The sequence below is a fragment of the Bradyrhizobium sp. KZN70725 genome (assembly GCF_055264925.1).
This window is the reverse complement of the sequence record NZ_JBUYWT010000057.1, coordinates 20,101-33,217: the sequence shown is the minus strand read 5'-3', so window position 1 is coordinate 33,217 and position 13,117 is coordinate 20,101. Positions and strand designations below refer to the sequence as shown.

General features: G+C 66.9%; 10 protein-coding genes. 2 read left to right on the top strand and 8 right to left on the bottom strand.

Translation table 11 applies throughout. The annotated features are described in order from the left end of the window. Positions 1-77: 77 nt before the first annotated feature. The 5 genes from ACZBJS_RS34655 to ACZBJS_RS34635 form a co-directional block, all read right to left on the bottom strand. Entirely contained in the window at positions 78-467 is a 390-nt protein-coding gene (locus ACZBJS_RS34655; protein ID WP_253638371.1) for an MAPEG family protein, read from the bottom strand. Positions 468-734: 267 nt separating this feature from the next. Continuing rightward, positions 735-1,820: a lipocalin-like domain-containing protein gene (locus ACZBJS_RS34650; protein ID WP_316398560.1), complete on the bottom strand. Its 1,086-nt coding sequence runs from the start codon at positions 1,818-1,820 to the stop codon at positions 735-737. Next, a complete protein-coding gene (locus tag ACZBJS_RS34645; protein WP_316398559.1) occupies positions 1,810-4,269 on the bottom strand; it encodes an ABC transporter permease in 2,460 nt (819 codons plus the stop codon). The genes ACZBJS_RS34650 and ACZBJS_RS34645 overlap by 11 nt, the downstream gene beginning before the upstream one ends. Beyond that, on the bottom strand, positions 4,266-4,919 hold the full coding sequence (locus ACZBJS_RS34640) for an ABC transporter ATP-binding protein (protein ID WP_316398558.1): 654 nt from the start codon (positions 4,917-4,919) through the stop codon (positions 4,266-4,268). The genes ACZBJS_RS34645 and ACZBJS_RS34640 overlap by 4 nt, the downstream gene beginning before the upstream one ends. A gap of 36 nt (positions 4,920-4,955) precedes the next feature. Next, the gene (locus ACZBJS_RS34635) at positions 4,956-5,717 is read right to left on the bottom strand and encodes a class I SAM-dependent methyltransferase (RefSeq protein ID WP_057021224.1); all 762 of its coding nucleotides are present in this window, start codon (positions 5,715-5,717) and stop codon (positions 4,956-4,958) included. A gap of 224 nt (positions 5,718-5,941) precedes the next feature. Here ACZBJS_RS34635 and ACZBJS_RS34630 point away from each other — a divergent pair, with 224 nt between their 5' ends. Further along, positions 5,942-7,270, top strand: a complete 1,329-nt coding sequence (locus ACZBJS_RS34630; RefSeq protein ID WP_253638375.1) for an MFS transporter — start codon at positions 5,942-5,944, stop codon at positions 7,268-7,270. Between the two features lie 224 nt (positions 7,271-7,494). Here the strand turns inward: ACZBJS_RS34630 and ACZBJS_RS34625 are convergent, their stop codons facing one another. Both ACZBJS_RS34625 and ACZBJS_RS34620 read right to left on the bottom strand, forming a co-directional pair. Further along, positions 7,495-9,213, bottom strand: coding sequence for an N-acyl-D-amino-acid deacylase family protein (locus ACZBJS_RS34625; protein ID WP_316398557.1), 1,719 nt, complete (start codon positions 9,211-9,213; stop codon positions 7,495-7,497). Positions 9,214-9,380: 167 nt separating this feature from the next. Beyond that, positions 9,381-11,201: a chloride channel protein gene (locus ACZBJS_RS34620; protein WP_316398556.1), complete on the bottom strand. Its 1,821-nt coding sequence runs from the start codon at positions 11,199-11,201 to the stop codon at positions 9,381-9,383. Between the two features lie 76 nt (positions 11,202-11,277). Here ACZBJS_RS34620 and ACZBJS_RS34615 point away from each other — a divergent pair, with 76 nt between their 5' ends. Beyond that, positions 11,278-11,718, top strand: a complete 441-nt coding sequence (locus ACZBJS_RS34615) for a MarR family winged helix-turn-helix transcriptional regulator (RefSeq protein ID WP_316398555.1) — start codon at positions 11,278-11,280, stop codon at positions 11,716-11,718. A 28-nt stretch (positions 11,719-11,746) separates the two neighbouring features. On the opposite strand, the gene ACZBJS_RS34610 is transcribed toward ACZBJS_RS34615, so the two are convergent. After that, the gene (locus ACZBJS_RS34610) at positions 11,747-12,985 is read right to left on the bottom strand and encodes an MFS transporter (RefSeq protein WP_316398553.1); all 1,239 of its coding nucleotides are present in this window, start codon (positions 12,983-12,985) and stop codon (positions 11,747-11,749) included. Positions 12,986-13,117: the final 132 nt, after the last annotated feature.

The following is a 13,117-nucleotide window of genomic DNA, read 5'->3' as shown; positions in this document are numbered from 1 at the left end:
GCCCATAACCACGCTCTGTGGTTATGGGTCCTGGCTTTCGCCAGGACGACGGTAGTGGTTATGGCGCGACCGCGCCTTCAATGCGCCAGCCGCCACACCGCGCCGCCGATCGCGCCAACCCAGAGGATGACGCAGGCGAGCGCCTGGATGGCGAAGCCGGGGCTGCGTTTCGCCACCGCTTCGCGATAGCCGATGAAATAGACGATGCGGCCGATCACCCAGATCGTGCCGACCGCCGCCGCGGCGGCATCGCCGACATAGACCGCGAACAGCCAGAGCGACGGCAGGAAGATCGGCATCCATTCCAGCGTGTTCATCTGGATGCGGTAGATGCGCTCGAAATCCGGATTTCCCGTGATCGCCGGCAGCTTGACCCCGTAGACCGCGCGGGCGCGGGCGACCTGCAGCGCGAAGAAGAAGTGCAGCGCGACCGCAAGGCAGGTGACGATGGCGGTGTAGTGGTACATGTCAGGCGTGTCCTCTTTCCATTGGCCCCGATGTCATGACGGGACAGCGAAGCCCGGTGTGACATGCGGCCTTGCTTTACCTCTCCTCGCGCGCGGGGAGAGGTCGGAACGCATCGTCAGATGCGTTCCGGGTGAGGGGGGACCTCGGCGAGACCAACTGTCACCGAGTACGCGGAGACGGCCCCTCACCCCAACCCTCTCCCCGTAAGAACGGGGCGAGGGAGCACAGTTATGCCGCGGCCCCATTCGGACCAATTCCGTCACGTCCTAGTACCCCGTCATCTCAAGATAGCCGATTCCGGCGTGGCTGCCTGAGAAGCGGATCGGGCCTTCCCAGTACGGGAAGCTGGTTCCCATCCAGCTCCGTGCATTGAGCGGCGTGGTCTCGATGGCAAGGCCGCGTGCGGGCAGGCTGACGCGCCATGACGTCGGCAGCTTGCGGCCGTCGATCTCGGTGGTCGCGAGCGGCGCGATGCTGTTGCCGCTGGCGGCGATCTCGGCCGAGCGGCCGTCCGGCGTGATCCAGTTGCCGAACAGGTTTTCGCGGCCGTCCTTCTGGCGCAGCCGGTACAGCATCAGCTTCTCGTCGCCGGGCAGATGCAGCGAGAACCAGTCCCAGCCGGTCTGATCGGCCGCCAATGGCTGGCTGCTCCATTCGCGATCCATCCACGCCGAGCCCGTGACGTCGACCGGTCTGTCGTCGATTACGATGCGGCCGGACGCCTTGTAGAACGGCTGGCTGTAGTAATAGGAGGCTTGCCCGCGATCCGACTTGCGGCTGTAGCCGCGGTCGCCCTGCAGCACCAGCGCGCGGTCGGCCTCGAGCCGCAGCGCGGTGCTGAAGTCGGCGGCGGAGGCCTTGAGCTCGAGCGGTGCGACGCGCTGAGCATCGAACGCGTCGCGCCCGCGCAGCTCCCAGGCGTCGATCCAGGCGCGGAACGGCGTGGCTTCGACAGCGGCCTGCCCGACGCCGCCGCGGGCAAAGGTTTCGCTGAAGCGGTGCGTGCCGGCGCTGGTCACGGCGGCGTGGCCCATCCAGAGCTGCTGATTGGCCCAGCCCTCGGCCGGTCCGCCCGCTTTCATCGCTTGGCGGAACAGCGTCCATTGTGCGCCATAGGCCGCGCCGCTCGTGTCGGACAGGTTGGCGGTCACGTACCACCATTCGATCCGGAATTCCGGATGCGGGCCGTGGTCCGCGGGGAACGTGAATGGCTTGCCCGGCGTGACGGCGGCAAATCCTTCCGCGGTCTCGCCGAGCCCGGCGAAGCCCTGCGCGAACGTCTTGCCGCCGAGCGCCAGCCCCAGCGTACCGCCGGCAAAGGCGCGACGGGTGATGGTGCCGCTAGCGCTCATTGACAAAGATCCTGATCAGGCTGGCGGGCTGCATGCGCGCCAGCCTCGCGACCGGAAGCGCCGCGGCACAGAATGCGGCGGCCAGCGCCACCGCGAGCAGCTCGATCAGCTGCAGCGGGAAAATGTGGAACGGCAGCCGCCAGCCGAACGCCTTGACGTTGACGATCGCAAGCAGGCACCACGCCACCAGCAGGCCAAGCGGCAGCGCAAACAGCGCGGTGATCAGCGCGACCGCCATGGTCTTCAACAGTTCGAGCGCGGCGAGCCGCCGCCGGGTCAGGCCGATCGCCCACAGCGGCGCCAGCTGCGGCAGCCGCGAATTGGCCAGCGTGAGCAGGCTGGTCAAAAGCGCAATGCCGGCGACGCCGAGCGTGAAGGCGTTGAGCGCGGCGGTCACCGAGAAGGTGCGGTTGAAGACCCGCTTCGATTCCGTTTTCATCCTGGCCTGGTCGGCGATGTTGCGATCATCGAGACCGAATTTCTCCTGTAGCGCGGTGATCAGCGGTGCGATCTTATCCGGTGCCACGCGGAGGCCCATCCGTGTCATTGGTGTCTGCGGGAAGCGCCGGGTCAGCGCGGCGAAGTTGACCGCGATCTGGCCCTTGGGGTTGCCGTAATCGGCATAGATGCCGACGATCTCGAGCGGCCAGTTGCCGCCGGGGGCGGGTACCTCGATATGATCGCCGATCGCCAGCTTCATCCGCCGCGACAGCTGCTCGCTGACGAGGCAGGTGTCGCCGGGCCGCAGCCGAACCCACGCATTTGCGACGCTTTCGAGCAACGGCCAGCTGTCGTGATAGGTGGCGTGGTCGGGCAGGCCGAGCACCTCGATCGGCGCGCCGTCGAGCTGGGTGTCGGCGCGGCCGCCGGGCAGGATGGCCTGAACCTCGGGCCGATCGCGCAGCCAGGCCTTGATCTCCTTTGCCTGCTGATCGCTGGCGGCGCTGATGTAAACGTCGGCGGCGAGCCTTCCGTCGAGCCAGACCAGGAAGGTGCGGTTGAAACTTTCCACCATGGTGCCGACGCCGACATTGACCGCGAGCGCAAGCAGCAGCGCCATCAGCGCCAGCGACAGTCCCGACAATTGCTGGCGGCTGTCGGCCCAGAACCAGATGCCGACCGGCGCCCGCGCGCTGCGCTGCCCGAAGGCCAGCGCAATCTGCAGGACCATCGGCAGGATCAGCGCCGCGCCGAGCATCAGCGCGGCGAGCACGGCGAAGCCCGCGATCAGGGAATCGCCGAACCAGATCAGGCCCGCGGCGACCGCAAACACCGCGAGTGCCGCCGCGCTCTGGAGCAGCAGCCAGCGCCGCTGCGCCTGCTGCCAGGCCTGCGGCTGCGCCGTCGCCAGCACCGGCATCCGGATCGCCTTGGCAAGGCTCGCAGCCGCCGCGGCGAGCGCGCCAAGAATGCTGATAGCGATGCCGGCGAACCACCAGGCGGGTTTAAGCGAAAGCTGTCCGGGAATCTGCGCGCCATAGAGCCCGCGCAGCGAGGCCGCGACATCCGGCAGCAAGGCAGCCGCAACGAAGTAGCCGCAGACGAGGCCGATGAGGCCGGCGACCAGCGCCAGCGACACCAGCTCGATCACCAGCACGGTGTTGAGCATTCGCGCCGAGAGGCCACAGGCGCGCAGTGTGCGCAGCATCGGCAGCCGCTGCTCGAAGGCGAGGCCGATCGCGGAGTTGACGATGAACAGGCCGACGAAGAACGACAGCAGCCCGAACGCGGTGAGGTTGAGATGGAAGCTGTCGGTGAGGCGTTCGAGGTCGCTCTCCGCGCTCGGCTCGACCAGGCGGAGCTTGTCACCCGCCACGTTTTCGAACGCTGTGTGCGGCGCTTTGGACTTGCCGACGAGCAGGCGCGAGACCTGGCCGGGCACTTTGAGGATGTCCTGCGCGATGCCGATATCGACGATCAGTGCGCCGGGCGCGAGCTCGGCCTGCACGCGCAGCGGCGGCAAGCTCATGCCGTTGGCCTGCGGCCGCTCGCCTTCCTTGAGGCCGAGATCGCGCAGCGTTTCGCCCGCCACCAGCATTTCGCCCGGCGGCGTGACGAAGGACTGCAGGCTGCCGCGTCCGACCGCCGGCGCGTTGCCGACCTCGGACGGCAGCGTCACCGGCTCGACGCCGAGCAGGCGGAAGCTGCGCCCGTCGATCTGGACCCGGCCCTCCAGCATCGGCGACACCGGCCAGCCGGCACGGCGCAGATCGACGAACAGTTGTTGCGGGAGGGTCGCGCTGTCCCTGGCGACCAGCATTGCAGTCCGCGATCCGCCGAAGGTCGCGGCGGCGCGGTCATAGGCGATGCGCGCCTGCTGGTTCAGCGCCTGCACGCCGCTCCATAGCGCGGTGGCCGAGATCAGTCCGATCAAGAGCGTTGCGAGCTGCATCGGATGCCGCCGCCAGTGGCTGAGCAGCACCGCGAGGATCCACAGCGCGCGCCTCATGCGACGATCCCGGCATGCAGGGTGATCTGGCGGTCGAGCGTCGCCGCGAGCCGCGCGCTATGCGTGACCATCAGGAAGCCGCAGCCGGTGCGGGTCACCAGATCGCGTGCCAGCGCCAGCACCTCGTCGGCGGTGTCCTCGTCGAGATTGCCGGTCGGCTCGTCGGCGAGCAGCAACAGCGGCTTTGGCGCCAGCGCGCGGCCGATCGCGACGCGCTGCTGCTGGCCGCCGGACAGTTGCTCGGGATAGCGCTTCAGCAGCTGCTTCAGCCCAAGGCGCTCGACCAGTTCGTCGTGCCAGACGGCGTCATGCCGTCCGGCGATGCGCGACTGAAACACGAGATTGTCCGCGACCGTCAGGCTCGGGATCAAATTGAACTGCTGGAACACGAGGCCGAGCCGGTTGCGGCGCAATTCGGCACGACCGGCGTCGCTGAGGTGGGAGACGACGGTGTCGGCGAGAGCGATCTCGCCGCTATCGGCGGCATCGAGCCCCGCGATCAGATGCAGCAGCGTGCTCTTGCCGCTGCCGGATTCGCCTGATAGCGCCACGCTCTCGCCGGTCGCAACGGCAAGGTCGACGCCGCGCAGCACAGCGACGTCTTCCCCGGCAGAACGGTAACTCTTGGTCAGGCCGGTGACGCGAAGCACCGCGGCGGTCTGGTCAGATGAAGCGATGGCTGGGCCTCATTGCGGCTTCTGGTATTTCAGGACGAACTCGTCGATCGGCACCGGTGCCTTGAAGACGGGAATGTCCTTGGGGTCCTCCGCATGATGCAGGAAATCGCCCTCGGCCACCAGCTTGAAGCCCGCCGCCTCGATCTCCTGCTTCAAGGTGCTCTCCTCGATCCGGTGCAGCGTCTTGGCGACACCGGTGCCTGCGCCCGTCTTGGCCGAGTGATCCGCGATCACGAGCAAGCCGCCCGGCTTGAGCGCGGCGAACATCTTCTTGTTCATCGCGGCGCGGTCGACAGGCAGATAGGTGATGTCGTGATAGAAAAAGAAGAAGGTGATCATGTCGAGGTCCTTGACCTCGGGCGGGATCGGGTCGTCATAGTCCCGCACCACATGGACCACGTTCTTCATCGCCGGCGCCTTGGCGCGGGTGTCGAACTTGTCCTTGACGAAGCGCTCGAGCACGGTCGCGGAATCCTGTGCGTAGACCTTGCCCGACGGGGCGACGGTGCGCGCCAACAGTTCGGTGCTGTAGCCGGCGCTCGCCGCCATGTCGAGGATCGTCATACCCGGCTTGACGCCGGCAAAGGTGAGCATCTTGGCCGGCTGCCGGCGCTGGTCGACCTGACGATCCGCATCGCTGCGATCGGGTGCGGCGACGATCGCGGCGTAGTCGGGATTGGCGGCGTCTTCCGCGCGAACTTGAGGCGCGGCAAGCAGCGCGGCGGACATAAGTGCAGCGCAAGCGGTGGCACGTAGGATCAATCTGTTCATGAAATAACCCCGGGAGCTTTTCGTTGGCCCTGAACATAGCAGTCGGGACATGACAGTTAACCGCTCCACTGGCGCGACCGACGCGATCGTGATCGGGCCGTTAGAAGCGCTCCGGGGCGCACAACCCCGAGGAAATGCGGTGTTGCGTTGCACGGCGAGGCGTGGCTAGCATCGCCGGACGGGGCCGATTTACGAAGCCAAAACGAAACGACGGGGAGCCGGACATGACGACGCAAGCGACGTCCAAGAGGACGTCAGAGGGGCTGTCAAAGGGGACGCCGAAGGGCGCCTGGCAAATCACCTTCCTTCTATTCCTGTTCATGGTGGTGAACTTTGCCGACAAGATCGTGGTCGGGCTCGCCGGCGTGCCGATCAAGAAGGAAATGGGCCTCACCCAGGAGCAGTTCGGCGATCTCGGCTCGTCATTCTTCCTCTTGTTCTCGATCTCGGCGATCGTGGTCGGCTTCATCGTCAACCGCGTCGCCACTCGCTGGGTGCTGCTGATCCTGGCGGTGATCTGGTCGCTGGCGCAGTTTCCGATGGTCGGCACCGTCAGCTTCACGACGCTGGTGATCTGCCGCATCATCCTCGGCGCCGGCGAGGGGCCGGCGTTCTCGGTCGCGGCGCACGCGATCTACAAATGGTTTCCGGACGAGAAGCGTACGCTGCCGACCGCGATCCTGTCGCAGGGCTCCGCGTTCGGCGTGATCCTCGCGGTGCCCGCGCTGAACTGGATCATCGTCAATCACAGCTGGCATCACGCCTTCGGCGCGCTCGGCATCGTCGGCCTGATCTGGGCGGTCGCCTGGTTCGCGCTCGGCAAGGAAGGGCCGCTGGTGTCGACGTCTGCCGTGACGGCTGACGAGCCGCGGATTCCGTATTGGAAGCTGTTGACCTCACGCACCTTCATCGGCTGCGTGGTGGCAACCTTCGGCGCCTATTGGGCGCTGTCGCTCGGGCTCACCTGGTTCACGTCCTTCATCATCGAGGGGCTCGGCTTCTCGCAGCACCAGGCCGGCTTCGTCTCGATCCTGCCCTGGATCTTCGGCGCGACGATCGTGCTGCTGACCGGCTGGATCTCGCAGCTGATGCTGACGCGCGGCTTCACCACTCGCGGTGCGCGCGGCGTGCTCGGCTCGGTGCCGCTGATCTTCGGCGGCGCCATCCTTGCGATGCTGCCCTATGCGCCGCCCGGCGGGATCATGATCGCGCTGCTGGTGATCGGCTCCGGCCTGTGCGGCTCGATCTACGTGGTGTGCCCGCCAATGCTCGGCGAGTTCACGCCGGTGTCGCAGCGCGGCGCGATCATCGCGATCTACGGCGCGCTCTACACGATCTCGGGCATCCTGGCGCCGATGGTGATGGGCAATGTGATCCAGCACGCGGCAACGCCGATGGCCGGTTACATGTCCGGCTTCACTATCAACGCGGCGATCATGGCCGGCTCCGGCCTGCTCGGATTGCTGCTGCTGTGGCCGAACAGCGAGCGGGCGCGGCTGACCGGCACGTCGCAGCCGGCGGGCACGATCAAAGGCGCGATGTCGCCGACGTAAGGGGCGCACCTCTGGCAACTCGCTCCACTTCGCCTCTCCCCTTGTGGGAGAGGCCGGATTTCGCGCGTCAGCGGGAAATCCGGGTGAGGGGTCTGCCTCCGCGAGCTCCGTCCCTCGAGAGACCGCAACCCCTCACCCGGATCGCATTGCGCTCCGCTGCATGCGATCCGGCCTCTCCCACAAGGGGAGAGGCAGGAGTCCTGTAGCCCGGATCGCTGCGTCTCTCAATTCATCCCCTGCGCGCCGCGCACCAGTCTGCCCGGGCGTGCGCCGGTGGCCTTGCCCTCGCGCTGGGTCACGATGCCCGACACGATGGTGGCGTCATAGCCGTCGACCTGCTGCAGGAGGCGGCGGCCGCCGACCGGCAGGTCGTAATGCACCTTCGGAGGGTGCAAATGCAGCCGGTCGTAATCGATCACGTTGACGTCGGCCTTGAAGCCAGGAGCGATCACCCCGCGATCATACAGACCGACCGACAGCGCGGTCTTGCGCGACTGCGCCGCGACCACGAACGGGATCGAGAGCTTCTCGCCGCGGCTGCGGTCGCGCGTCCAGTGCGTCAAGAGATAGGTCGGGAAGCTGGCATCGCAGATGATGCCGCAATGCGCGCCGCCGTCGGACAGGCCGGGCACGGCACTGGGCTCGCGCAGCATCTCATGCACGGCGTCGAGATTGCCGTCGGCGTAATTCAGGAACGGCACATAGAGCATGCCGCGACCCTCGTCGGTCAGCATCGCGTCATAGGCAAGCTCTTCCGGCTGACGGCCCTGGCGCCGCGCCTGCGGCCCGAGCGCGTTTTCCGGCGGCTGCTCATAGTTCGGCGGATTACCCAAGAGATACATCTTGTCGTAGTTCGGCCGGAAGAACAGCGGATCGTCGGTCGCCGTCGCGCTCTCGCTCAGGATCGCCGCGCGCACCTCGGGTCGGCGCAGATGCGCGAGCCGCTCGGCCAGCGGCAGCCTGGCGATCTCGCGATAGCTCGGATGGGTCTGGAACGGGTTGCGCGACAATTCGAGCCCAAGCAGCAGCCCGACCGGCCGTGCCGCGATCTGGGTCGTGATCGAGAGGCCGCGGACGGCGGCTTCGTTGATGGTGTCCATGGTCTGCCGCCAGCGCCGCGGCGCCTTGTCGGCCTGGGCGACCGAAAAAGAGATCGGGCACCTTGTGTTCTCGGCGACCCGCAGCATCATCGGCAGGTCCTCGTGCACGGTGCTCTGGTCGAGCACGAATTGCAGCACGCTGCGGCCGACGCCGTGCATCGCGCCGGCGATCGCGGTCAGTTCATCCTCGCCGGCTTTCAGCGTCGGCGTGTAGTCGCCGGTCGAGGTGCGGTGATTGAGCGTGCGCGAGGTCGAGAAACCCAGCGCGCCCGCCCGCACCGCGTCGCCGGCGAGCGCCGCCATCGCCTTGTTGTCCTCGGCCGTTGCGGGATCGCGGCGCGCGCCGCGCTCGCCCATCACATAGACCCGCAGCGCCGCATGCGGCAGCTGCGCGCCGATGTCCATGTCGAAATTGCGCTTCGACAGCCACTCCATGTAGTCGGGGAAGCTCTCCCACGCCCAGGGAATGCCGGCGGAGAGCACCGGCTCCGGAATGTCTTCGACGCCTTCCATCAGCTGGATCAGCCTGGTGTGGTCGCTCGGCCGGCACGGCGCGAAGCCGACGCCGCAATTGCCCATGATCGCCGTGGTGACGCCGTTCTGCGACGACGGCGTGATGTCCTGGCTCCAGGTCACCTGGCCGTCGTAATGGGTGTGGACGTCGACGAAGCCGGGCGCCACCAGCTTGCCGCGGGCGTCGATCTCTTCCTTGCCCTTTGCCGAGACCTTGCCGACTTCGGTGATCTTGCCGCCTGTGATCGCGACATCGGCTTCATAGAGGTCGCCGCCCTTGCCGTCGGCGATGGTGCCGCCGCGGATCACGAGGTCTGGGGTCGAGGTCATGGCATTTCATCCCGAGGCTGTTTTTGGTTGACGGCATCATGGGTCAGCCCCTGATGCTGTCAACCAGCGCCGATGAAGCTCTGGGATGCGTTGATGCTGATTTGCCAGCTGGGATCGAACGTTGCCGCCCGGCGGAAATTTGTTCCGCCGGGCAAATCGCCGCGAACCTAGCGCGCGCCGAAGAACGCTGTCTTCTGGGTCTCTTCGGCCTGCAGCCTGGCGCGGACGCGCATCAGGTCCTTCCAGCCGATATAGCCGACGAGGCGCTGATCCTCGCGCGAGATCACAGGCAGATGCGAGACGTTGACCTGCATCAGGCGGTCGGCGAGCCGGTCGAGATATTCGTCGGGATAGGCGACGGTGATCTTGCTGCCGGCCAGCAGCTGCTTGAGCGTCGCGGTGCGATGCTTGCCGGCGCGGCGCCAGCGCAGCACGGACGGCGGGTCGATCACCCCGAGCACGTGATGGTTGGCGTCGACGACGGGAAAGCTGGGGTGAGCTGTCTTCGGGTTAGTCAGGAAGGCGGCCGCGCCGTGCAGCGTCATGGTGTCGGCGACGGTCTCGACCGCCTTGGTCATGACGTCGCGCACGCGGGTCAGCGCGAACGGATCGACACGGTACTCGCGCACCAGATGATGGCCGCGCCGAGCCACCTTCTCGGTCAGGATCGAGCGCCGCATCAAAAGCACCGTGACGCCGTGCGCGGTGCCGCAGGCTGCGATCAGCGGCAGCAGCACATGGGTGTTGCCGGTGAGTTCGACGGCGAAGAAGGTCGCGGTCAGCGGCGAGCGCATCGTGCCGCCCATTGTCGCCGCCATCGCCAGCAACGCCCAGAAGCCGGGGCTCGCCGGCGGCAGATAGCCGCTCAGCGCCGTTCCCATCGCGCCGCCCATGATGAGCAGCGGCGCCAGCACGCCGCCCGACGTGCCCGAGCCGAGCGCGACCGACCAGATCACGGCCTTCACCACGAGCAGCAGCAGCGCGGCCTTCAGCACCACATCGCCTTGTAACATCGACGCGAGGTTGTCGTAGCCGACGCCGAGCGCCTGCGGCTCGATCAAGCCGCCGAGGCCGACCACCAGGCCGCCGATCAGCGGGCACCACATCCAGTGGATCGGCAGTTTGAGGAAGATGTCCTCGCAGCCATAAACCAGCTGGGTGAGCACGCCCGACAGCAGGCCGGAGAGGATCCCGATCAGGATCCAGGCGCCGAGCTGCAGCACCGAAATGTCGACGCCGCCGGTGAACGGAAACAGCGGCGCGGGCATGTGCAGGAAGGTGCGCCCGACCGCTGCCACCACGGCGGCGACGGTGACGGGAATGAAGCTGCGCGGCGTCCATTCGAACAGCAACAGTTCGACCGCGAGCATGATCGCGGCGATCGGCGTTCCGAACACGGTGGTCATGCCGGCTGCGGCGCCCGCCACCAGCAGGGTCTTGCGCTCGTTGTCGCTGACCGGGAGCATCTGCGCGATCAGCGAGCCGATCGCGCCGCCGGTCATGATGATCGGGCCCTCGGCGCCGAACGGGCCGCCGGTGCCGATCGACACCGCCGACGACAACGGCTTCAGGATCGCCACCTTGGGGTCGAGCCGGGAACGGCCGAGCAAGATCGCCTCGATGGCTTCCGGAATGCCGTGGCCGCGGATCTTCTCGCTGCCGAAACGCGCCATCAGCCCGATGATGAGCGAGCCCGCGACCGGCACCAGCACGGTCCAGAGCCCGAGCGGCGAATCCTGCAATTTCAGGTCGGCGAAGCTGAACTGGCCGAAATAGGCGATGTTGGTGGCAAGCTTGATCAGCTGCAGCAGTCCCGCCCCGGCCAGCACGCCTGCGGCGGAGACAAACACGGCGATCGCCGAGATCACCACGACGCGCGGATCGGTCGTGAAGTCGCTCAGGAGGTGGCTGGCCTTCTCGCCGATTTTGGCAGTGTTTGGGGCGGTGTTCGTGGCGGAGACGCTCGATTTGGTGGAAATGACGCTCATTGGTGGCGTAAGGCTCGGGTGAAGTGGACGCGGCGTCATATCGCATTGCGATATAATTACAAGCGGGAGACATCGAATGGCACCGTCGAAATCGCCGAGGCAGGACCAGAAGCGGGTTCCCAGCCAGGGCGATTACGAAACGCTGTCGCAATTTCGCTATCTGATCCGCCGGTTTCTGGAGTTCAGCCAGGACGCCGCGAAGGCCGCAGGCCTGACACCGCGGCAGCATCAGGCATTGCTGGCGATCCGGAGGTATCCGGGGGGCGGGCCGGTTGCGGTCGGTGATCTGGCCGAACGGCTGCGGCTTCGTCACCACACCACGGTCGAACTGGTCGACCGGCTGTCCGAGGCCGGACTGGTCGAGCGCGTGCTCGATCCCGCCGACCAGCGGCGGGTGCTGCTGAAATTAACCGGCCTTGCGGCCGATCATCTCGCCGAATTGTCGGCGGTCCATCTCGATGAGCTGTCGCGCATCGAGCCGCTCCTGAAGCAGGTGCTGTCGCGACGGTCGGAGTGAGCGCGCTGCGTGCGCAACGTTTCGCGTTTCAGGCGCGCGGGCTGGCGGTCTCGGCCTCGTATCCCGAAGCCTGCGGCTTGCGCTCGGTGACGAGGGCAAGCAGCACGGTCAGCACCATGAACACCACGGAGGCGCCGAACACCCAGTGCGGCATGTGCTGGTCCATGATCCAGCCGAACAGCAGCGGGCTGACGATGCCGCCGAAGTTGAAACCGGTGGAGACGATGCCGAAGGCGCGGCCGGCGGCGCCGGGCGGCGCGGCGTTGCGCACCATCATGTCGCGGGACGGCGCGATCACGCCGCCGAGGAATCCGGCAAGCCCCATCGCCAGCGTGAGCGCCACCGGCGGCAGGTTGAGCAGCGCAATCAGCAGCACGAGGGCGGCGTTGACCGCGAAGCAGCCCGCAGCGACCTGGCTGTGGCGGTGGGTCCAGTCGGCGAGGTAGCCGCCGGCGAGCACGCCGGCCGCGCTGGCGCCGAGGAATGCGGTCAGCGCGATATTGGCCGTCGAGAACGATGCGCCGTAGCCGCCCATCAGTGCGACCACGCCGAAATTGTTGATGCCCGAGGTCGACAGGCTGAGCAGCGTGAAGAAGGCCGTCAGCACCATCAGCGCCGGTGTGATCACGCTGGCCTTTGGTGCCGCATCGTCCTTTGACTTGTTCTTGTTGGCGCCGGCATCGGGAATGCCGAGCACGATCAGGAACAGCGCCACCAGCGGCCCGACCGCACCGGCGACGATCAGCGCGCCGAGGCCGCCGATCGAGGCCACGAGCGCCGCCATGATCGCGGGCGCCACCGCGCCGCCGAGGAATCCGGCGAAGGTGTGGATCGAGAAGGCGCGGCCCATCCGCGCCTCGTCCATATGCGCCGAGAGGATCGCGTAGTCAGCCGGATGATAGACGCTGTTGGCGAGGCCCAGCAGCACCGCGCAGACGATCAGCGACGTATAGCTGAGATGCAGGCCGAGCCCGATCAGCGCGCAACCGCCGACCGTCAGCCCGATGAGGAGGATCTTGCGCGCGCCGATGTGGTCGGCGAGGTAGCCGATCGGCGCCTGGGTCAGCCCGGAGACCACTGCGAACACCGTCAGCGCCAGGCCGAGCTCGACATAGCCGACGCCGAGCTGCTGCTTCAGGAACGGGAACAACATCGGCAGCACGAAGATATGGAAATGGCTGACCCAATGGGCGACCGAAATCCCCGTCAGCGTGCGCAGCGCACTGTCGGCTTTCGCTTGCTGCGGTGCGGCCAGAACGTCGACCATGTCGTCGAAAACCCCAGTTCCATAGCGTTTTCAAGCGAAGTGGGTACCGGTTCGCGTGAAGAAAACGCGTCAAACAAAATGCCCGGCAGGGCCCGCCGAAAATAGAGATTGGCCGCTAATTGTCTATGAACG